The sequence below is a fragment of the Micromonospora sp. NBC_01739 genome, from assembly GCF_035920385.1.
Taxonomy (GTDB): domain Bacteria; phylum Actinomycetota; class Actinomycetes; order Mycobacteriales; family Micromonosporaceae; genus Micromonospora.
Genome location: NZ_CP109151.1, coordinates 2,057,560 through 2,077,534, shown reverse-complemented (window position 1 = coordinate 2,077,534; position 19,975 = coordinate 2,057,560). Strand labels below are relative to the sequence as shown.

General features: G+C 69.9%; 24 protein-coding genes. 19 read left to right on the top strand and 5 right to left on the bottom strand.

Annotated features, from left to right (window positions below):
* Positions 1 to 181: 181 nt before the first annotated feature.
* The 3 genes from OIE53_RS09260 to OIE53_RS09250 all read left to right on the top strand — a co-directional run bounded on the left by OIE53_RS09260 (position 182) and on the right by OIE53_RS09250 (position 2,276).
* Positions 182 to 838, top strand: coding sequence for a hypothetical protein (locus OIE53_RS09260; RefSeq protein ID WP_327026184.1), 657 nt, complete (start codon positions 182 to 184; stop codon positions 836 to 838).
* A gap of 98 nt (positions 839 to 936) precedes the next feature.
* Positions 937 to 1,446, top strand: coding sequence for a sigma-70 family RNA polymerase sigma factor (locus OIE53_RS09255; RefSeq protein WP_327026183.1), 510 nt, complete (start codon positions 937 to 939; stop codon positions 1,444 to 1,446).
* The gene (locus OIE53_RS09250) at positions 1,443 to 2,276 is read left to right on the top strand and encodes a hypothetical protein (protein WP_327026182.1); all 834 of its coding nucleotides are present in this window, start codon (positions 1,443 to 1,445) and stop codon (positions 2,274 to 2,276) included. Before OIE53_RS09255 ends, OIE53_RS09250 begins: the two co-directional genes overlap by 4 nt.
* Before the next feature lie 11 nt (positions 2,277 to 2,287).
* Here the strand turns inward: OIE53_RS09250 and OIE53_RS09245 are convergent, their stop codons facing one another.
* Positions 2,288 to 2,473, bottom strand: coding sequence for a hypothetical protein (locus OIE53_RS09245; RefSeq protein ID WP_327026181.1), 186 nt, complete (start codon positions 2,471 to 2,473; stop codon positions 2,288 to 2,290).
* Positions 2,470 to 3,663 (bottom strand): helix-turn-helix domain-containing protein, encoded by a 1,194-nt coding sequence (locus OIE53_RS09240; protein ID WP_327026180.1) that lies wholly within the window; start codon positions 3,661 to 3,663, stop codon positions 2,470 to 2,472. Before OIE53_RS09240 ends, OIE53_RS09245 begins: the two co-directional genes overlap by 4 nt.
* A 305-nt stretch (positions 3,664 to 3,968) precedes the next feature.
* Here OIE53_RS09240 and OIE53_RS09235 point away from each other — a divergent pair, with 305 nt between their 5' ends.
* The 4 genes from OIE53_RS09235 to OIE53_RS09220 are packed head-to-tail and all read left to right on the top strand — an operon-like array spanning position 3,969 to position 5,571.
* The gene (locus OIE53_RS09235; RefSeq protein WP_327026179.1) at positions 3,969 to 4,808 is read left to right on the top strand and encodes a helix-turn-helix domain-containing protein; all 840 of its coding nucleotides are present in this window, start codon (positions 3,969 to 3,971) and stop codon (positions 4,806 to 4,808) included.
* The gene (locus OIE53_RS09230) at positions 4,805 to 4,990 is read left to right on the top strand and encodes a DUF397 domain-containing protein (protein ID WP_327026178.1); all 186 of its coding nucleotides are present in this window, start codon (positions 4,805 to 4,807) and stop codon (positions 4,988 to 4,990) included. Before OIE53_RS09235 ends, OIE53_RS09230 begins: the two co-directional genes overlap by 4 nt.
* Positions 4,991 to 5,050: 60 nt before the next feature.
* Positions 5,051 to 5,272, top strand: coding sequence for a winged helix-turn-helix domain-containing protein (locus OIE53_RS09225; protein ID WP_327026177.1), 222 nt, complete (start codon positions 5,051 to 5,053; stop codon positions 5,270 to 5,272).
* On the top strand, positions 5,269 to 5,571 hold the full coding sequence (locus OIE53_RS09220; protein ID WP_442791384.1) for a winged helix-turn-helix domain-containing protein: 303 nt from the start codon (positions 5,269 to 5,271) through the stop codon (positions 5,569 to 5,571). The genes OIE53_RS09225 and OIE53_RS09220 overlap by 4 nt, the downstream gene beginning before the upstream one ends.
* A gap of 231 nt (positions 5,572 to 5,802) precedes the next feature.
* Here the strand turns inward: OIE53_RS09220 and OIE53_RS09215 are convergent, their stop codons facing one another.
* The gene (locus tag OIE53_RS09215; RefSeq protein ID WP_327026176.1) at positions 5,803 to 5,931 is read right to left on the bottom strand and encodes a hypothetical protein; all 129 of its coding nucleotides are present in this window, start codon (positions 5,929 to 5,931) and stop codon (positions 5,803 to 5,805) included.
* 451 nt (positions 5,932 to 6,382) lie between these two features.
* On the opposite strand from OIE53_RS09215, the gene OIE53_RS09210 reads away from it, so the two are divergent.
* From OIE53_RS09210 to OIE53_RS09160, 11 genes are all read left to right on the top strand, one after another.
* A complete protein-coding gene (locus OIE53_RS09210) occupies positions 6,383 to 7,024 on the top strand; it encodes a M23 family metallopeptidase (RefSeq protein WP_327026175.1) in 642 nt (213 codons plus the stop codon).
* Positions 7,025 to 7,105: 81 nt separating this feature from the next.
* The gene (locus OIE53_RS09205) at positions 7,106 to 8,641 is read left to right on the top strand and encodes an ABC transporter substrate-binding protein (RefSeq protein ID WP_327026174.1); all 1,536 of its coding nucleotides are present in this window, start codon (positions 7,106 to 7,108) and stop codon (positions 8,639 to 8,641) included.
* Positions 8,642 to 8,659: 18 nt separating this feature from the next.
* Entirely contained in the window at positions 8,660 to 9,604 is a 945-nt protein-coding gene (locus OIE53_RS09200) for an ABC transporter permease (protein WP_327026173.1), read from the top strand.
* The gene (locus OIE53_RS09195) at positions 9,601 to 10,494 is read left to right on the top strand and encodes an ABC transporter permease (protein ID WP_327026172.1); all 894 of its coding nucleotides are present in this window, start codon (positions 9,601 to 9,603) and stop codon (positions 10,492 to 10,494) included. The genes OIE53_RS09200 and OIE53_RS09195 overlap by 4 nt, the downstream gene beginning before the upstream one ends.
* Complete coding sequence (locus OIE53_RS09190; RefSeq protein ID WP_327026171.1) at positions 10,491 to 11,474, top strand: ABC transporter ATP-binding protein; 984 nt, start codon at positions 10,491 to 10,493, stop codon at positions 11,472 to 11,474. The genes OIE53_RS09195 and OIE53_RS09190 overlap by 4 nt, the downstream gene beginning before the upstream one ends.
* Positions 11,474 to 12,496, top strand: a complete 1,023-nt coding sequence (locus tag OIE53_RS09185) for an ABC transporter ATP-binding protein (RefSeq protein WP_327026170.1) — start codon at positions 11,474 to 11,476, stop codon at positions 12,494 to 12,496. The genes OIE53_RS09190 and OIE53_RS09185 overlap by 1 nt, the downstream gene beginning before the upstream one ends.
* A 96-nt stretch (positions 12,497 to 12,592) precedes the next feature.
* The gene (locus tag OIE53_RS09180; protein WP_327026169.1) at positions 12,593 to 13,027 is read left to right on the top strand and encodes an RrF2 family transcriptional regulator; all 435 of its coding nucleotides are present in this window, start codon (positions 12,593 to 12,595) and stop codon (positions 13,025 to 13,027) included.
* Positions 13,028 to 13,229: 202 nt separating this feature from the next.
* Complete coding sequence (locus tag OIE53_RS09175; protein ID WP_327026168.1) at positions 13,230 to 14,249, top strand: sulfate ABC transporter substrate-binding protein; 1,020 nt, start codon at positions 13,230 to 13,232, stop codon at positions 14,247 to 14,249.
* Positions 14,246 to 15,094 carry a sulfate ABC transporter permease subunit CysT gene (gene cysT / locus OIE53_RS09170; protein WP_327026167.1) on the top strand — a complete coding sequence of 283 codons (849 nt, stop codon included), beginning with the start codon at positions 14,246 to 14,248 and terminating at the stop codon, positions 15,092 to 15,094. The genes OIE53_RS09175 and cysT overlap by 4 nt, the downstream gene beginning before the upstream one ends.
* Complete coding sequence (locus OIE53_RS09165; protein WP_327026166.1) at positions 15,087 to 15,920, top strand: sulfate ABC transporter permease; 834 nt, start codon at positions 15,087 to 15,089, stop codon at positions 15,918 to 15,920. The genes cysT and OIE53_RS09165 overlap by 8 nt, the downstream gene beginning before the upstream one ends.
* Positions 15,917 to 16,927 (top strand): sulfate/molybdate ABC transporter ATP-binding protein, encoded by a 1,011-nt coding sequence (locus OIE53_RS09160; RefSeq protein WP_327026165.1) that lies wholly within the window; start codon positions 15,917 to 15,919, stop codon positions 16,925 to 16,927. The genes OIE53_RS09165 and OIE53_RS09160 overlap by 4 nt, the downstream gene beginning before the upstream one ends.
* A 50-nt stretch (positions 16,928 to 16,977) precedes the next feature.
* On the opposite strand, the gene OIE53_RS09155 is transcribed toward OIE53_RS09160, so the two are convergent.
* Positions 16,978 to 18,039, bottom strand: a complete 1,062-nt coding sequence (locus OIE53_RS09155) for a LacI family DNA-binding transcriptional regulator (protein ID WP_327026164.1) — start codon at positions 18,037 to 18,039, stop codon at positions 16,978 to 16,980.
* Positions 18,040 to 18,183: 144 nt separating this feature from the next.
* On the opposite strand from OIE53_RS09155, the gene OIE53_RS09150 reads away from it, so the two are divergent.
* Positions 18,184 to 19,329 (top strand): serine hydrolase domain-containing protein, encoded by a 1,146-nt coding sequence (locus tag OIE53_RS09150; protein WP_327026163.1) that lies wholly within the window; start codon positions 18,184 to 18,186, stop codon positions 19,327 to 19,329.
* A 68-nt stretch (positions 19,330 to 19,397) separates the two neighbouring features.
* Here OIE53_RS09150 and OIE53_RS09145 read toward each other — a convergent pair whose 3' ends face one another.
* Entirely contained in the window at positions 19,398 to 19,859 is a 462-nt protein-coding gene (locus tag OIE53_RS09145) for a VOC family protein (RefSeq protein WP_327026161.1), read from the bottom strand.
* Positions 19,860 to 19,975 lie beyond the last annotated feature (116 nt).

The window sequence follows — 19,975 nt, the reverse complement described above, 5'->3', positions numbered from 1 at the left end:
TGTCGTAGCGCACCCACCGTAGTGCGTTGATCACCGATTGGGGAAGGTGCTTCATGTCGGAGAAATCCGACGCAGGGGTGAAACCCACCGCCCGACGTGGGCGTCATCAGGATGAATCGACCGAGGACCGGCCGCCGACGGGGCTGCTGGCGACAGCGGTCGGGACCACCGGGAGGCAACCGTGGTGCTGGGTAGGTGGCTCGCTGGGGCGAGTCTGGTGGCGCTGACCGGCGTCACCGCGATGATGTACGGGGCGACCTCGCCGGCCGGGGAGGCGACGGCGTCGGCGGTAAAGCCGGCGGCTGAGGCGGGGACGGCGGCTGAGGTGGTGGCGGTGGCGCAGCCGCCGGCCGCGAAGCCCAAGCCGAAGCCGACCGCGAGCCCCGATCCGGTGCTGTCCGGCGAGCGTCGGGTCACGATCGTGCGGGTGGGGGCCTTCGAGTCCGGCCTGTCCCTGCTCGACGGTGGTCGACTGGCCGAGGTGGACGGCGCCGAGGGACGGCAGGTGTTCGTGCCGACTCCGCTGGGCGCGGGGGAGTACCTGATCAAGGCGTACTACGGTGGCGGCACCGGCAAGCCGGTCTGCTGGCAGTCGCACAACCCGCAGAACACCCAGCCGCTGTATGTGCGGGGTGCCACCTGCCGGGCGGGCGACCCGGCGCAGCGGTTCGTCATCGCCCCCGCCGAGGGGGGAGGCCCCCGCGAGTATGTGATCAGCAACCGGTGGGCGTACCTGCGTGATTCGGCGCGCTCCGGGTTGATCCTGGAGGAGTTGGGTGACGCGGCGCCGTTGCGCAGCTTCCGGTTCAACGACACCGGACCGGCCCCGCGCAAATGACCCGCGCGGCGACCCGGCCACCCACCTCGGGTCGGGTCGCCAGCGGCGTGACCAGGCAGTTTGCTCATTCAACCCGGTCGGGTGGGAGACTTGTATCGATGCGTGACGCGGCGGAGTTCGATGCCTTCTACTCCGGGTCCGTGCAGCGGGTGCTGGGTCAGCTGTACGCGATGATCGGCGACCGGGCCGAGGCCGAGGATGCGGTGGCCGAGGCGTACGCCCGGGCCTGGGACCGGTGGTCCTCGGTGCGCGAGTGCGACAGCCCGGAGGCCTGGGTACGCCGGGTGGCCTACCGGGTGGCGGTCAGCGCCTGGCGCAAGACCGTGAACCGGTTGCGGGCCCACCGGCGGGACGCCACCGGGCAGCAGGTGGCGGCCACCTCGGTCGATCATGTCGCCGTGGTGACGGCCCTGCGGCGGATCCCCACCGAGCAGCGTCGGGTGGTGGTGCTGCACCATCTGGTCGGTCTCAGTGTCACCGAGATCGCTACGGAGGTGGGCAGCAACGAGAACACCGTCAAGACCCGGCTGGCCCGGGGCCGTCGGGCCCTGGCCGCCCACCTGACCGAGGAGAGCAGTTCCCAGATGGACGGAGGGCGGCAGCGGTGAGCTTCGACAACCAGCTCGACGACGCCCTGCGGGCGTTGGCGCACGACGGGGGGCAGGAGGGCCGGATCCGGGCCGCCACCGACATCCGGCGACGCGGTGACATCAGGCGTCGCCGCCGCCGTACCGCCTCGGTGGCGTTGGCCGCCACCGCCGTCGTCGCGCTCGGTGCGGGTGTCGCCCTGGCCCGCCTCGGCGAGCCCACGCAGCCGACCCCGATCGGTCCGGCCGACCCCTCCACCGTCACCGAACCCTCCGCCGACCCCAGCGTCCGGTCGTCCAGCCCGTCCTCCTCGCCCACGGCCTCACCCGGAACGCCCAGCAGCTCACCCGCGGCGCCGAGCAGTTCCCCTGCCGCGCCGAGCAGTTCCGCCGCGGTGCCGCCGAACACCGATCGGCTGCTGTCCGGCACCCGTCAGGTGGCCATCGTGCGCACCGAGGCCTTCGAGTCGGCGGTGTCCATGCTCGACGACGGCCGGCTGGCCGAGGTCGACGGCGTCGAGGGCCGGCGGCTGTTCGTGATCACGCCGCAGGGCCCCGAAAGCTACCAGATCCGCACCGCCGCCGACCCGGACACCGACCTGACCGACATCTGCTGGGAGGTCCGCTCCGAAGGCAGCCAGCCACTACGCGTCGAAGGCGTCCCCTGCGACCAGGACGAACCCCGACAGCGTTTCTCACTCGACCCCGCTGCCGGAGGCACGTACCTGATCAGCAGCAACTCCGCCTACCTCCAGAACTCCCCAACCCGAGGCCTGATCCTCGAAGAGGCCGGCGACGCCCCGGTCACCACCCGCTTCCGCCTGGTCGACAACGGCCCCGCCCCCAACTGACCCCTGTCCGGTCAGGGGTAGCGGGTGCGCTTGATCGTGGTGAGTACGTCGCGGGCGGCGGCGGCCACGGCACAGTCCGGGACGCGGCACAGCGGGCAGCGGCCGTCCGGGCCGGGCTGGTGGTCACGCAGGGTCCAGCGGGCGGTCAGGGTAAGCCGGTTGAGCATCTGGGCCAGGGTCAGGAAGGGGGCGGTCATCCTCGGGTCACCCCCAGGGTGGCGGCCAGCGCGAGAATCGCGGCCGGGGCGTCGGGGTGACGGAGGGTGTCGGCGAGCACCTGCCGGGCGGCGGGCCGGTGGCGTACCTCGGCGGGCGCGATCCGGTCGGCCTCCAGCAACACCCGACCGGCGCCGACCGGGTCGGCATCCTGAAGGTACGCGCGGGCGACCTCGATCAGGTGGGCGGCGCGATGCTCGGGCGGCAACCATCGCCAACCGTCACGCCCGATCGCCTCCTCGTGTCGGGCGATCGCCTCGTCGGTCGTACCCGACTCGACTGCGACCGTGACCCCGGCGAGGGCCACCGCCGTCGGTCCGAAGCCGGTGTGCTGGTGGTCGTGCCCGTCGCCGACCTCGGCGGCCAGGTCGGCGGCCTCGTCCAGGCGGGCGGCGGCGGCCGGTTCGTCGCCGTGCCGGGCCGCCGCGAGCGCCGCCTGCACGAGCAGCGTCCCGCACAACGACAGTCGCGCCGGGTCGGGGTCGCCCTGACCGATCCGGTACGCGGCGGCGAGGGTGGCCCGGCCCGCCTCCCGCGCCCGACCCCCGGCCCGCAACACCTGACCGAGTTGCACGGTGGCCGCCGCCACCAGCACCGGATCACCGGCCGCCACACTCATCGCCCGGTCGGCGGCCAGCCAGCCCAACTCGCTCTCACCCAGCTTGACCAGCAGCGAGGCGGTCACCCGGTACGCCTCCACCAGCGACACCCGACCCTCCTGCGGCTCGCGGGCGTACCCCCGCTGGGCGCCGGCCACCAGTCCGGGCAGCAACCCGAAAAGCGGCGGGTACCGGGCAAGCTGGTAGCTGGTCCAGGCGTGCGCCACCGAGCCAGCCAGCGCGGCCCCGTCCGGCGGGTTCCGGCGCGCCGTCGGCCGATCAAAAGCGATGTCGTACGCGCACAGCGCCGCACGGATCGACTCCACGCCCTCGACCCGCGTGGTCACCTCGACGGGCCGACTGTCCTGGCCGAGCAGCATCGCCTGGTCGATGCGCAGGGCTGCGGCGATGTCCCGCAACGTGGAGACCTTGTCCAGCGCCCGTACGCCGCGCTCGACCTTGTCCACCCAACTCTTCGACTTGCCGAGCCGATCGGCGAACACCTGCTGCGACATCCTCCGCCGCACCCGCCAGTACGCCACCCGCCGCCCGACCGGCACCTCACTCTCCACGCCGCCACCTTCCGTCGGGTAGTGCCCGAGTCGTCTCCGTGACCGGTATCCGGGCCGCCTCGGCTTGGGCAAGCAGCCGCCGCCTTGCGGCCTCCCGTTCCGCTGTCTGAATCTGCTCTGCTGCGCTCTGTTGGGCGGTGTCACCCCGACCTCTCATGCCTGCCTCCGCTGGCGCCACCGGACCAGTCCGCTGTGACCAGGTCATTACAGAGAGGATTCCATGACGCACCTGCTCCAGACAACTGTCTGGAGCAGGTGTCCAATAAGATCATGGCGCTGGTCTTCTGGGCCGTAGACTGTCCGACGTGGCAAGTCCTACGGCACGGCGGAAGCTGGGCATCGAACTCAAGGGGTTGCGTGAAGCAGCCGGCCTCAACATCGAACAGGCAGCAACTGCCGCTGGCATCTCCGATTCGCATCTGAGCCGCATCGAACGAGGCCGAGTCGGCGTGCGGCCTTTGACGCTCAAGGCGTTGCTCCAGAGCTACGGCGCCGATGCTGAGGTCACGGAGCGGCTCGCCAGGACCGCTGCCGACACCACCAGACGTGGAGATCGGGGATGGTGGCAGCCGTACGCTGCCTCGATCTCCGACAAGTACGCCAGCCTGATCGCCTTCGAGAGTGAAGCGATCTCGATCAGGGCCTTCGGCCCGATGATCGTGCCAGGTCTGCTCCAGACCGAGGACTATGCTCGCGCCCTGCTGCAACGCGGACCCGTCCGCCTCAAGGCCGACGAGATCGACACTCGCGTGGAGGTGCGGACCTCACGCCAAGCCATCCTTGATCAGACCGATCCGCCGAACCTGTGGTTCATCCTTGACGAGGGAGCCATTCGGCGGATGGTCGGCGGGTCCGAGGTGATGCGGCGGCAATTGCTTCACCTGGTGGACGTCGCCACCCGGTCCAATGTCGACCTTCAGGTGGTCCCGTACTCGTCCGGTGCCCATGCTGGCACGCTCGGACCGCTCGTGATCCTTGGCTTTGCCGAGGGCGAGGATGTCGTGTACTGCGAAACGTACGCGGGAGACCTCTACCCGGAGGCGGTAGCATCGTACGGCGACGTGTTCAACCGGTTGGCGCAGGATGCGTTGTCGGCTGACCGCTCGATCGAGATGCTGCGCAGTGCCGCCGAGGGGATGAAGTGAACGGCCTGACGGAAGACTGGAAGAAGTCGACCAGGAGCAACGGCAGCGACAGCTGCGTCGAGGCTCGCTTGGGTGACAGTGGCGTGCAGGTCCGAGACTCCAAGGACCGCAACGGCCCTACTCTTTCGTTCGACCGCGACAGCTACGCCAACTTCCTGACCTGGCTGACGACCCGTCAGTAATACTCGCGTTGGTGTGTTTAAGCCAGCTAACCAGCGGAGACCCATGTGCCCGTTGAGAGAGTGGACTACCGGCGCATAGCTAACGAGATCTCGAGCCAGATCAAATCTGGTGAGCGTGCGCCGGGGGAGAAGCTGCCGTCCACCCGTCAGCTTGCTGAGCAGTACGGTGTGCACATCTCCACGATCCACCGTGTCATGTCGCTCCTCAAGGACAGGGAACTGGTCGAGGGGCATCCAGGTAAGGGCGTCTACGTGACTGAGCCCGAGCACAAGTCCGAGTGAAGTGGGTCGAGCTTTCTCGCGATCACCGGGACGGACAGGATCGCCCAACCCACGCGGAGGCGCGTAAGAAATTGCCCATACCGACTGGCGGCTACCGCGAGGTCACGGAGGACCTGACCGCCCGGATCAAGGCCGGCGAGTACGGCCCGGGCGATCGCCTGCCGACGTACCGGGAGCTTTCTGATCTGTATCAGGTCAGCGTGACGACCGTGCAGCGAGCGGTGATCATCTTGCAGGATCGTGGCCTGGTCGTCGGCCTGCAGGGACGCGGACTGTGGGTGGCCGAGCGTCGGGAGTGACTGCCCCGCCGGCGGCGACGGCGAACGACTGGGTAGCAGCACTGATTAAGATCACGCTCGATCTGAGATCGAGTGGTGTCGGAGTGCTGAATAGCCACTCGATCTGAGATCGAGCGTGATCTTTGTGCCCGGCAGCCCGATCGCTCCCGGTGTGACAGGGGCCGCACGCCCACTCGTGAGTCATCGGTCGTGCTGGGCGCCTCTCACCGAAACGGCGCCGAACTCGACAACTCAGCAGGGTGGGGAGCCGCCCGCCCAGGTCTTCGGCCAGTTGATCCGGATGCCGGTGGCGGCGAGGTCGCCGAGGTCGATCCCTGCGAACGGGTTGGCGACGTACCGCTTCGCCAGGGTCAGTGACATGGCCGATTCAAGCCCGGAGGCAGTGGACCTCACCGAGGCGGAACTCGTCCGAGAGGTGCTGGCAGCCGAGCGTCGACGCCTGTTCGAACGCGCTTCCCCCCCCGCACCGACACCCAGGACAGTACGCCGGCACCGTCCTGAACATGGCGCTTCCCGCGCGTGCTGGAAGCGCGTGACGGTGTAGACCTCCTGCTGACGATCATGCCCCTCTGGGTACGTTTCTTGTCGCTGGGACGACAAGAAACGTACCCAGAACGCTGATCCTGCTCAGCAGCAGCAGCAGCGGCGGCGTGAGCAGGATCAGCGTCAGCGTCTCGCCGGACCGGTCGTCTCGATCCGTTCTCGCTCTCAGCTCGACAGGGCCGGCACACCACCCGGCTCGGCGACCGCCGGAGGGCTGTTCCCATAGGGCAGGCGAGTGGCGTTGTGGGCGTCTGAGATGCTTCGGGGCGTGACGACCGGCCGACCCCGAGCACACCGGCGACGCCGTCGGCGTCTGCCGTGGCTGCTGTTGGTGGTCGGCCTGGTGGGGGTGCTCGGCGCGGTCGCGTACGTCGTGGTGCCGCAGGTGTTGCCGCCCGGACCGCGACCCTTGTTCCAGATGCCGGTGGGCTGCGGGGAGACCTGGCAGGTGGGCACCTATCCCGGTCACGGCGACAACGACGTGGACTTCTTCCCCCTCACCGGCGACCCCTGGGGGCAGCCGGTGCTCGCCTCGTACGAGGGCACGGTCACAGTGGCCGGGATCAACGGGTCCCTAGGTGGGCGTACCCCGGAGAATCCGGAGGGTCCCCGGGGTCGGGGCGGCGGCTACTGGGTGAAGATCGACCACGGCGGGCGGTGGGAGACCCAGTATCTGCACCTGCTGGAACCGCCGATGGTGCAGGTCGGGCAGCGGGTAGCCCAAGGGCAGCAGATCGGGCGGATCGGCAGCACCGGCAACTCCGGGGCCCCGCACCTGCACTACGAGCAGCGTGCGGGCTGGCAGAAGGTGGAGACCTGGTTCGACGGTCAGCCGTCCGGAATCACCCATGACGATGCCGAGTACACCGTGCGTCTGACCAGCAACAACTGCGCCGCTGCCGGTAATTGACGCCGGTCGTGCCCTGCCGGATGACCGGTTTGCGGCTAGGTTGGGATCAAGCAGTGGCCGCAGGACCCCTGGGGGAGGACCATGTCCAGCACCAGATTCAGGTTGGCCGGCGCGACGCTCGCCCTGCTGCTCACCGCCACGGTGGGTTGTAGCGCGGGGGAGGGCGTCGATGTCGACGGCGGGAACGCAGCCGGCGCGGGGGGTGTCCTGAACGCCGCCATCGGTGGTGAACCGGACCAGCTCGACCCGCACAAGACCTCGGCCTACTACAGCTTCCAGGTGCTGGAGAACGTCTTCGACACCCTGGTCGAGCCGGACGCGAACCTGGAGATGCAGCCGTCGCTGGCCACCGAGTGGACCACCAGCGACGACCAGCTGACCTGGACCTTCACCCTCCGCGAGGGGGTCAAGTTCTCCGACGGTACGCCGTTGACCGCCGAGGACGTCGTCTACTCGTACAACCGGATCATCAACGAGAAGCTGAACACGGCGTACAAGTTCGGCACGGTCAAGTCGGTGACCGCCTCGAACCCGACCACGGTGGTCATCACCCTGACCGCCCCCACCCCGAACCTGCTGGCCAACCTGGGCGGCTTCAAGGGGGTGGCGATCGTGCAGAAGGCTAACGTGGAGTCCGGGGAGATCACCACCAAGCCGATCGGCAGCGGACCCTTCGCGCTCAGTGGCTACACCTCCGGCGACAACATCCAGTTGGTCCGCAACGACAACTACTGGGGTGAGCGTCCCAAGCTCGACGGGGTGCGGTTCACCTTCGTCAGCGACCCCACGGTGGCCCTGCAGAACCTGCGCGGCAACGAGGTGCACTGGACGGACAACCTGCCACCCCAGCAGGTGCCCGCCCTGCGTGACGGTGACGAGCCGAAGGTCGAGTCGGTGCCCTCGACGGACTACTGGTACCTGGCCCTCAACCAGGGGCGCAAGCCGTACGACGACGTGAACGTGCGCCGGGCGATCGCCTTCGCCCTGGACCGGGAGGCCATCACCAAGGCCGCCAAGTTCGGCTTGGCGACGGTCAACCAGACCGCCATTCCGCAGAACAGCGCCTTCTACTACGAGTACGCCCCGTACTCGCACGACCCGAACCAGGCCCGGCAACTGCTAGACCAGGCCGGGGTCAGTGACCTGACCATGGACCTGATGGTGACCAGCGAATACCCGGAGACGGTGACGGCCGCCCAGGTGATCGCCTCGCAGCTGGAAGGGATCGGGGTCAACGTCAAGATCCGTACCCTGGACTTCGCGCAGTGGCTGGACGAGCAGGGCAACGGCAACTTCGACTCGTTCATGCTCGGCTGGCTGGGCAACATCGACCCGGACGAGTTCTACTACGCCCAGCACCACAGCGGCGGGACCTTCAACTTCCACAAGTACCGCAACCCCGCCGTCGACCAGATGCTGGACCGGGCCCGCACGGAGACCGACCAGGGCGCCCGCAAGCAGCAGTACGAGCAGGTGGCCAAGCAGATCGTCGACGACGCCAGCTACATCTACCTCTACAACCCGGACGTGGCGCAGGGCTGGTCGAAACAGGTCACCGGCTATCAGGTACGCACCGACCGGGCGATCCGGTTCCGCGACGTGGCGCTGACCCGGTGATCGGGCAGGGGACCGCAGGTGGCCCGCTTCGTGCTCCGTCGACTGCTCCAGTCCTGCGTGGTGCTGCTCGGGGTCACCCTGGTGGTGTTCCTGCTGCTGCAACTGGTGCCGGGTGACCCCGTCCGGGTGGCGCTGGGCACCCGGTTCGACCCGCAGACCTACGAGGCGCTGCGGGCTCGGGCCGGGCTGGACCAGCCCCTGGTGGTGCAGTATTTCGACTACCTGCGGCGGGCCCTGACCGGCGACCTGGGGGTCAGCTTCCGCAGCGGCCAGCCGGTCACCTCCATCGTGCTTGCGCGGCTGCCGGCGACCCTGTCGCTGGCGCTGACCGCGGTGCTGTTCGCCCTGGTGATCGCCGTGCCGCTGGGCATCGTCTCCGCGATGCGCAGCGGGTCGTTCGTCGACCACGCGACCCGGGTGTTCAGCCAGTTCGGGGTCTCCGTGCCGGACTTCTGGATGGGCATCATGGGCATCCTCCTCTTCGCCGGGGTGCTCGGCTGGTTGCCGCCGTCGGGCTACGTGGCCCTGACCGAGGACCCGGCCCGGTGGGCCTCGCACGTGGCCCTGCCGGCGGCGACCGTGGGGCTGGTGACGGCCTCGATCCTGACCCGGTTCATCCGCTCCTCGATGCTGGAGGTGCTGTCGGAGGACTACGTCCGCACCGCGCAGGCCAAGGGGTTGCGTACCCGGGTGGTGGTGCTGCGGCACGTGCTGCGCAACGCCCTGATCCCGGTGGTCACCGTGGTGGCGGTGCAGTTGGCCAGCCTGCTCGGCGGGGTGATCGTGATCGAGGTGCTGTTCGCCTGGCCGGGCATCGGTCGGCTCACCTACGACGCGGTCCAGGCCCGGGACTATCCCGTACTCCAGGGGGCGGTGCTGCTGGTAGCGGCGCTGTTCCTGCTGGTCAACCTGCTGGTGGACATCCTCTACGCCCGCCTGGACCCGAGGATCACGGTCAAATGAGCGCCCCTAGCGTGCACCGGAGCCAGGGGCAGCTTGCGCGGGCCCTGTCGGCGTTGCGCCGCGACCCCCTGGCCCTGACCGGTACGGCGGTCCTGGTGGTGCTGATCGTGGTGGGGGTGGCCGGGCCCTGGCTGGCTCCGGCCGGCATCAACGAGGTGGATGTCGACCGGATGCTCCAGCCACCCAGCCGGGCGCATCCCTTCGGCACGGACGAACTCGGCCGCGACGTGCTCAGCCGGGTCATGGTCGCCGCCCGGGTGTCCCTTCAGGTCGGTGCGGTCAGCGTCGGCATCGCCCTGGTCGCCGGGGTCACCCTGGGCCTGTTCGCCGGCTACTACCGGGGCTGGCTGGACAACCTGCTGATGCGCTGCATGGACGTGCTGTTCGCCTTCCCGGTGCTGCTGCTGGCGGTGGCCATCGTGGCGGTGCTCGGGCCGGGCCTGCTCACCGCGATGATCGCTATCGGGGTGGTCTACACCCCGATCTTCGCCCGGGTCACCCGGGCCGGGGTGCTGGCCGTGCGGGAGCAGGTCTTCGTCCGGGCGGCGGTCTCCATCGGCACCTCCGACCTGCGGATCATGCGTCGGCATGTGTTGCCGAACATCGCCGCGCCGCTGATCGTGCAGACCTCGCTGTCGCTGGCCTTCGCGATCCTGTCCGAGGCGGCCCTGTCCTTCCTCGGCATGGGGGTGCAGCCACCGGCCCCCGCCTGGGGTCGGATGTTGTTCGACGGCCGGGGCTTCGTCACGGACGCCTGGTGGCTGGGGGTGTTTCCAGGTGCCGCCATCTTCTGCACCGTGCTGGCGTTCAACCTGGTCGGTGACGCCCTGCGTGATGTGCTCGACCCCCGGCAGCTCACCGTCAACGAGGCCCGCAGGAGCACCGGATGAGCGATGCCGTACTGGCCGTGTCGGAGCTGACCGTCACCATCGGCACCCGACGCGGCCCGGCCCGGGCGGTGGCCGGGGTCGACTGGTCGGTCGAGGCGGGGCAGACCCTGGCGTTGGTGGGGGAGTCCGGCAGCGGCAAGAGCATGAGTGTGCTCGCCGCCACCGGCCTGGCCCCGCGCGCCGCGAAGGTGACCGGAGAGGTACGACTGCTCGGCACGGACTTCACCGCGCTGTCGGCGGATCGGCGGCGACGGATGCGGGGGCGGCATGTCGGGTTCGTCTTCCAGGATCCGATGACCTCGCTCAATCCGGTGCTGACCGTGGGCAGGCAGGTCACCGAGGCCGCCGAGGAGCATCTGGGGCTGACCCGACGGGCCGCCCGCACCCGCGCCGTGGAGCTGCTCGACCTGGTCGGCATCCCCTCGGCCGCCCAGCGGGTGGACGCCTACCCGCACCAGTTCTCCGGCGGGATGCGCCAGCGGGTGGGGATCGCCATGGCCCTGGCCTGCGAACCCGATCTGCTGATCGCCGACGAACCCACCACCGCCCTGGACGTCACCACCCAGGCCCAGATCGTCGAGCTGGTCGCCGACCTGCAACAGCGGCTGGGCACTGCGGTCGTCTGGATCACCCACGACCTGGGGGTGGTCGCCGGCATAGCGGACACGGTGGCGGTGATGTACGCCGGGCGGATCGTCGAACAGGGGCCGGTGGACGCGGTGTTCGGGACTCCGGGACATCCGTACACCTCGGCTCTGCTGGCAGCCCGACCCGACCCGGACGCCGGTGGTGGTGACCTGGTCACCATCGCGGGGGCCCCGCCCAGCCCGCTGGCCCTGCCGGCCGGCTGCGCCTTCTGGCCCCGGTGCCCGGTGCGCGGCGACGCCCGCTGTGAGCGGGAGTTGCCGCCGCTGGTGTCGATCTCCTCGGCTCACCGGGTCCGCACCTTCTACCCGCAGCGATCCGAGGGGGAGGGCTGATGAAGCGCCCTGAGGTGCAGGTGCCGACGCAGCGTGGACCGGCCGAGGTGGTCGCCGAACTGGAGGACCTGCGGGTGTGGTTTCCGACCTCGGCCGGGGTGGTCCGGGCGGTGGACGGGGTGTCCTTGCAGGTACGCCGGGGTGAGACGGTGGGACTGGTGGGGGAGTCCGGCAGCGGGAAGTCGACCACCGGGTTGGCGCTGCTGCGGCTGGTCGATCCCAGCACCGGCAGTGTCCGGGTGGCTGGGGAGGATGTGACCGGCTGGTCGCGGCGGCAGTTGCGAGCCCTGCGTCGTCGGGTGGCGATGGTGTTCCAGGATCCGCAGGCCTCGCTGGATCCTCGTCGCACCGTCGGGTCCAGCATCGCCGAGCCGCTGATCGTGCACCGGCTGGTGCAGGGTTCCGCCGCCCGGCGCAACCGGGTCGAGGAACTGTTGGACATGGTGGGGCTGGGTGGTGACCTGGCCGACCGGCATCCGCACGAGCTCTCCGGCGGGCAGCGGCAGCGGGTCGGCATCGCCCGCGCGTTGGCCGGCGAGCCCGATCTGATCGTCCTGGACGAACCGATCGCCTCCCTGGACCTCAGCGTGCAGGCCCAGGTCATGAACCTGCTGCGGCGCCTGCAACGGGAGTTGGGGCTGACCTACCTGTTCATCGCCCACGACCTGGCCGCCGTCGAGCACATGAGCGATCAGATGGCGGTGATGTATCTGGGTCGGATCGTGGAGAGCGGTACCCCGGCCCAGATCTGGCGGGAGCCGGCCCATCCGTACACCGCGGCCCTGCTGTCGGCGATTCCGGTGGCCGATCCGCAGGTCGAGCGGCAGCGTCGGCGGGTCATCCTCAGCGGGGACATCCCCAGCCCGGTGAACCCGCCGGGTGGCTGCCGGTTCCGGACCCGCTGCCCCCAGGCCCGACCGGACTGCGCGGAGACGGATCCGCCGTTCGTCGAGGTCGCCGCCGGGCACCGGGCGGCCTGCCTGTACGCGGGGGAGGCCGTACGGGAGATGCAGGTGTCCTGACCCGCCCCGACGGCTACCCGCTCTTGACGAGCGGGACACCCTTGTCCAGTATTCCTACATGTCTGATGGAGTATATGGGATAACGGGGGTTCCGGCGTGTACGTGTCGGCACGATCGGACTACGCCGTGCGGGCCATGCTGGCGATGGCGCATCGGCATCCGGAATTGGTGACCGCGGCCGTGCTGGCGGCCGGCCAGGACATCCCGTACTCCTTCCTCCAGGGCATCCTGCTGGATCTGCGGCGGGCCGGCCTGCTGCACAGCGCGCGTGGCTCCGACGGGGGTTACGCCCTGACCCGGTCGCCGGCGGAGATCACCGTGGGTGATGTGTTGCGGGCCACCGGCGGGCCGTTGACCACTGTGCGGGGTGCGCCGGCCGAGGTGGCGACGTATCACGGGGTGGCGGCCGGGTTGGGTCAGGTGTGGCTGTCGGTGCACCGGGCCATCGAGGGGGTGGTCGACCGGGCCACCCTCGCCGACCTGCTGGCCCCGGTCGAGGGTGCGGCGGGCGACCGGCGCGGTGTCGGGTGACCGACTCGCAGGCGTGCCGGACCTGGCCGGCTAAGGCTTGAAAACCTGTCGAGTTAGTGGGATATTCGGTGCGCGGTCGGGGCGGTGGCCCGTGACTGCGACCCCATGGTGTTTCTCGCTGGCAGCTAGAAGCGGGCAAATTCCCTATTTAATCGGTCGGATTTATATAGTGCGGCATGCACTGGAGGAGGACACGACTGCGATGAGGCACCGGATCAGAACGGCCCTCGCCCTCGCCATGGTCACCGGCCTGGCCCTGTCGGGCTGCGGCGGCGGCACCTCGGCGAGTGACTCCAGCACCTTGAACATCGTCGGTTTCGCGGTACCCGAGGCGGCCAACAAGGCCATCGCGGCCCAGTGGAACAAGACCGAGGCCGGCAAGGGGGTCCGCTTCAAGTCCTCCTACGGCGCCTCCGGCGACCAGAGCCGGGCGGTGGTCTCCGGCCTGAAGGCCGACTATGTGCACTTCTCGGTCAGCAGTGACGTGACCCGACTGGTCGACGCCGGTCTGGTCGAGGAGAGCTGGGACGACGGCCCGAACAAGGGCATCGTCTCCTCCTCGGTCGTCGTCCTGGCCGTACGCAAGGGCAACCCCAAGAACATCCAGGGCTGGGACGACCTGATCAAGCCCGGCATCGGCATCGTCACCCCCAACCCGGCCTCCTCCGGCGCCGCCCGCTGGAACGCCCTCGCCGCCTGGGGGCACATCGCCGCCAACGGCGGCACGGACGCCCAGGCCGAGGAATTCCTGACCAAGCTGTTCGCCAACGTGGTGTCACTGCCGGGCAGCGGACGAGACGCCACCACCACCTTCCTCGGCGGTACCGGTGACGTGCTGCTGGCCTACGAGAACGAGACGATCCTGGCCCGGCAGAACGGTGAGGACCTCGACTGGATCCTGCCCGCCACCACCATCCTGATCGAGAACCCGGGCGCCATCCTCAAGGACGCCGATCCGAAGGCCAAGGAATGGCTGGACTTCGTGCTCGGCCCGCAGGGGCAGCGGCAGTTCGCCCTGACCGGCTTCCGCCCGATCATCGACGGCGTCGACACCAACGGCATCGAGGGGGCCCTCGACCCCGCCAACCCGTTCCCGGCACCGCAGAAGCTGCTCACCGTCGACGCGGACTTCGAGAGCTGGTCGGCACTGTCCAAGAAGTTCTTCGACGAGAACGAGGGCATCATCACCAAGGTCATCGCGGCCTCCGGGAAGGCGAAGTGACCTCGGCGACTCTCGCTCCGGACCGACCGGCGGCCCCCCGCCGGTCGGTCCGGAGCGGCCTGCCGCTGACCCGGGTGTCCGGGCTGGGCCTCGGCGTGGCGATGGTGTGGTTCAGCCTGCTGGTGCTGATCCCGCTGGCCGCCGTCGCGGTGACCGCCGCCGAGGGCGGCTGGGCCGGCTTCTGGCGCGCGGTGACCAACGAGCAGACCGCCGCCACCATCCGGCTGACCGTGGGCACCGCCCTGCTGGTCACCCTGGTCAACATCGTGATGGGCACCCTGATCGCCTGGGTGCTGGTCCGCGACAGGTTCTTCGGCAAGCGGGCGCTGGAGATCCTCATCGACGTGCCGTTCGCGTTGCCGACCATCGTCGCCGGCCTGGTGCTGCTGTCGCTGTACGGGCCGACCAGCCCGCTCGGGGTCAACATCGCCAACACCCGGATCGCGGTCTTCCTGGCCTTCCTCTTCGTCACCCTGCCCTTCATCGTGCGGACCGTGCAGCCGGTGCTGGCCGAACTCGACCCGGAGGTGGAGGAGGCCGCCGCCTCGCTGGGAGCCAGCCGGTACGCCACCTTCCGGCGCATCGTGCTGCCCAGCCTCACCCCGGCCATCGCGGCGGGCGCGGCCCTGTCGTTCGCCCGCGCGGTCGGCGAGTACGGCTCACTGGTCCTGCTCACCGGCAACCTGCCGATGCGTACCGAGGTGGCCTCCGTACGCATCCTCAGCAGCATCGAGAACGACAACATCGACAGCGCGGCGGCGGTCGCGGTGGTGCTGCTGGCCATCTCGTTGGCCGTCATCGTCGTGCTCGACGTCATTCAGCGGAGGGTGGTGCGCCGTGGCTGAACACTCGATCACCCGTACCCCGGTCGGTCGCCGTCCCGGCCGGTACGTGCTGCGCGCGGTGGTCACCGCGTACCTGTTCCTCCTGGTGGCCTGGCCGTTGTACCTGGTCGGCCGCAACGCCCTCGCCGACGGCTTCACCAGCCTGGGCGACATCCTCACCGATCCCGACGTCACCCACGCGCTGCGGCTGACCGTGGTCATCGCAGTGACCTCAGTCGTGATCAACACGGTGTTCGGGGTGGGTATCTCCCTGCTGCTGGTCCGCTACGACTTCCCCGGCAAGCGGACGCTGAACGCCCTGCTCGACATGCCGTTGTCGGTCTCGCCCATCGTCGTCGGGCTGGCCCTGGTGCTGGTCTATGGCGGTCGGGAGGGCTGGTTCGGCCCTACCCTCGAAGCGGCCGGCTTCCAGATCATCTTCGCCACCCCGGGCATGGTGCTGGCCACCGTGTTCGTGGCCCTGCCGCTGGTCATCCGGGAGGTCGTACCGGTCCTTCAGGAGATCGGCGACGAGCAGGAGCAGGCCGCCCGCAGCCTGGGCGCCAACGCCGTGCAGACCTTCCGCCGGATCACCCTGCCGGCGATCAAGTGGGGGGTGATCTACGGGGTGGTGCTCAGCCTGGCCCGTTCCCTCGGCGAGTTCGGCGCGGTCAAGGTCGTCTCCGGCAACGTGCTCGGCGAGACCCGTACGGCCACCCTGGTCGTCGAGGAGAAGTACCTGAACTTCGACAAGGGCGGCTCGTACGCCACCGCGTTCCTGCTGGCCCTCGTCGCTGTCGCCTGCATCATCGTCGTGTCCGTCCTCAGGCCGAAGGAAGACCGTTGAGCATCGAGATCGTCAACGTCGGCAAGCGTTTCGGCGACTTCGTCGCCCTGGACGACGTGTCGGTGAGCATCCCCTCCGGCCGCCTCACCGCCCTGCTCGGCCCCTCCGGCGGCGGCAAGTCCACCCTGCTGCGCATCATCGCCGGTCTGGAACGCGCCGACACCGGCAAGGTGGAGATCGAGGGGGTGGACGCCACCGGGCTGCCGCCGCAGAAGCGAAATGTCGGGTTCGTGTTCCAGCACTACGCCGCCTTCAAGCACCTGACCGTACGCCGCAATGTGGCCTTCGGTCTGGAGATCCGCAAGCGGCCCAAGGAGGAGATCCGGCGGCGGGTCGACGAACTGCTGGCCCTGGTCCACCTGGAGCAGTTCGCCGAGCGGCTGCCCGCGCAGCTCTCCGGCGGGCAGCGGCAGCGGATGGCGTTGGCCCGGGCGCTGGCCGTCGAACCCACCGTGCTGCTGCTCGACGAGCCCTTCGGTGCCCTGGACGCCAAGGTACGCAAGGAGTTGCGGGACTGGTTGCGCCGGCTGCACGACGAGGTGCACGTCACCACGGTCTTCGTCACCCACGACCAGGAGGAGGCCCTGGAGGTGGCCGACGAGATCGTGGTGATCAACGAGGGGCGGGTGGAGCAGATCGGCTCACCGGACGACCTGTACGACCGGCCGGCCAACGAGTTCGTCATGCGCTTCCTCGGCCCGGTCACCCAGCTCGGCGAGGAGTTGGTCCGCCCGCACGACCTGCAACTGTCCACCGACGGCGGCACCGGGGTGAGCGCCCGGGTCACCCGGATCACCCGGATCGGCTTCGAGATCCGGGTAGACCTCACCACGACCGGGGGCCAGCCGGTCACGGCCACCCTGACCCGCAACGAGTTCCTGGCCCTGGGCATCGCGGTCGATTCCGAGGTGCGGGTCCAACTGGCCCCGGGCAGCCCCAGCACCCGGGTGGGCGCCCCGGCGCAGGGCCCCGCCGCCGAGACCAGCCTCGCCGCCACCGGCTCCTGAACCCGGCCCGGTACGGGGATCGGGTGAATCGCCACCCGGTCCCCGTACGGTCATCTGCGCGGCGGGGCCACCGAGCGACGCCGTCGCAGCGGCATCGGCACCCGGACCTGCTTCGGGGCCTGGCCGTCGAGCAGCAGTTCCACCGCCCGTCGCCCCATCTGCTCGTGCGGCAGGGCGGCCGTGGACAGCCCGGGCCGCAGCCAGGAGGCGGTGGGATCGTCGTCGAAGGAGATCACCGAGATCTCCTCCGGGATGCGCAGTCCCGCCTCACCCAGGGCCTGGTACGCCCCGAAGGCCAGCCGGTCGTTCATGCAGATGATCGCGGTCGGCCGGTCGGGTCGGCCCAGCAGGGCGCGGGTCGCGGTGTAGCCGTGTTCGGGCAGCCAGTCGGGGCAGAACCCCTCCACCTGCAAGCCGACCCCGGCGGCGGCCAGGGTGGCCCGGATGCCGCGCAGGCGGGCCTCGGCGGCCAGCGAGATCTCCGGATCGCGTTCCTTGCGCCGGTTGCGGCCGATCAACGCGATCCGGTCCCGGTGGCCGTACCCGATCAGGGTCTCGGCGACGGTGACCCCGGCCCCCTCGTCGTCCGGCAGCACCCCGGGCAGCTCCGCCGCCGCGCTCGTCGCGTTGAGCAGCACCACCGGGCCGCTGAGGACGGCCGGCGGCACGGACAGCCGGCGGGTGGCCATGGCCGCGTAGATGACCCCGTCGACCTGGCGATCCAGGATGGTCTCGATGGCGTACCGCTCGAAGGCCGCGTCACCCTGGGTCTCGGCGATGAGCAGGACATGGTCGCGTTCCCGGGCCGCGTCCAGGGCGCCACGGATCAGGTCACCGGCGAAGCGGGTGGTGGCCACGATGTCGGAGACGAAGGCGATCGTGGCCGTCTTGCGGGTCCGCAGGCTACGTGCCGCCACATTGGGGCGGTAACCGAGTTCCTCGGCCGCCGCGAAGACCCGCTGGTGCGCCTGGGCGGACAGCCGAGTGCCCTCCCGCCCGTTGAGCACCATCGAGGCGGCGGTCTTGGACAAGCCCGCCCGCTTCGCGACATCGGCCAGGGTTGCTCGGTCGTGGCCCATCAGTCCTCCGATCGCGGCGGGTCGGTCCGGCACCGCCGTCGTCCATCATGATGCGTCGCGGCACCGGACCTCTGGTGCCCCGGACCCGGTTTCAGGGACAGTGGGCACGGACCCGGATCGACCGTGGTGCTGATCATCCATCGACAGTTCAGCAAGACTCACTGAAGGGACAGCGGCTTGACCGACACCCAGATCCACGGCCATGTCGACGACGGCTTCGGTCCGGTCGCCGACGTGTTCCGTGACAACTTCGCCCACCGCCGGGAGGTGGGCGCCGCGGTCGCGGTCTACCTGCGCGGTCGCAAGGTCGTCGACCTGTACGGGGGAACGGCAGACCCCCGCTCCGGTCGCCCGTGGACCGCCCAGACCCCGACCGTGGTCTTCTCCTGCACCAAGGGGATCATGGCGATCTGCGCCTACCTGCTGGTCCAGCAGGGCCGGCTGGACCTGGCGGCGCCGGTCACCCGCTACTGGCCGGAGTTCGGCCAGAACGGCAAGGCGGAGATCCCGGTGAGGTGGCTGCTGACCCACCAGTCCGGCCTGCCGGCGCTGGACAAGCCCTTCACCCGCGAGGAGGTCCTCGCCTGGGAGCCGGTGATCCAGGCCATCGAGGCCCAGGCCCCCCTGTGGAAGCCGGGCACCGCGCACAGCTATCACCCGATCACCTTCGGCTGGCTGATCGGCGAGGTGATCCGCCGGATCACCGGCGAGCTGCCGGGCACCTGGTTCGCCCGGTACCTCGCCGAGCCGCTGGGTCTGCGTACCTGGATCGGGTTGCCGGCCGCCGAACGGGACACGGTGGCCTGGATGCTGGCACCGCCCGGTGACTTCGCCGCGCCCGACCCGGTCTCCGACCGGGCCGCCACCATGGGCGGGGCCTTCCCCTTCCCCGCCGACCCCGAGGGCTGGGTCAGCTTCAACGACCCGGCCATCCAGGCGGCCCAGATCCCCGGGGCGGGGGCGGTCAGCACGGCCGAGAGCCTGGCCCGCCTCTACGCCGCCTGCGTCGGGGAGCTTGACGGGCCCCGGCTGCTCACCACCGCCTCCATCGACGACGCGATCACCGTCCGTGCCGCCGGTCAGCAGGTGTACGGCTATCCCGACGCCGGACACCGCTGGGGCACCGGGTTCCTCCTGCACTCGCCGCCCCGGCCGATGCTCGGCGAGCGCAGCTTCGGCCACGACGGCGCCGGCGGGCACCTGGCCTTCGGCGACGACACCCACCAGGTCGGCTTCGCCTATGTGGTCAACCAGATGGGCGATGGTGAGGACGAGCGGGCCAACCTGCTCAGCGCCGCAGTGCGCGACTGCCTGGGCGGGTAGGCGGTCGCCGCCGACCTCGGGGCCGGGCGTGGCCCCGAGGTCGGGCGGGTCGCCCTCGTTGGAGCCAGTCAGTCCAGGCAGAACTCGTTGCCCTCCGGGTCGGCCATCACGATGAAACCGGCCTCGAAGGGCGGCTCGGGTTCGACCCGGCGTAGCCGGGTGGCGCCCAGAGCCAGCAGCCGATCACATTCGGCCTCCAGCGCGGTCATCCGTTCCTCGCCCTGCAGGTCGGGGGCGACCCGCACGTCGAGGTGGACCCGGTTCTTGACGACCTTGTCCTCGGGTACCTGCTGGAAGAACAGCCGGGGTCCCGACCCCTCGGAGTCCTCGATGGCCGATCGGGTGTTGCGTTGCTCCGGTGGCACCCCCAGTTCGGCGAGGAAGTCGTCCCAGGCGGCCAGCGGGTCGGCGCCTTCGGGTAGGTCTACCCCGGGCGGACCGGGATGCACGTAGCCCAGCACCTCTCGCCAGAACGACGACAGTCCTTTCGGGTCACGGGCGTCGAAGGTGACTTGGATATTCCGACTCATGCCCCTCACCCTGCCAGGTGGGAGAGGCTCAGGCTGTCCCGTTTTGGGTGGCTGTTCTGCGGGAGTCGGGCCGATCGGCCCGGAAACCGCGAGGGCTGGTGATCAGAGACCATCGA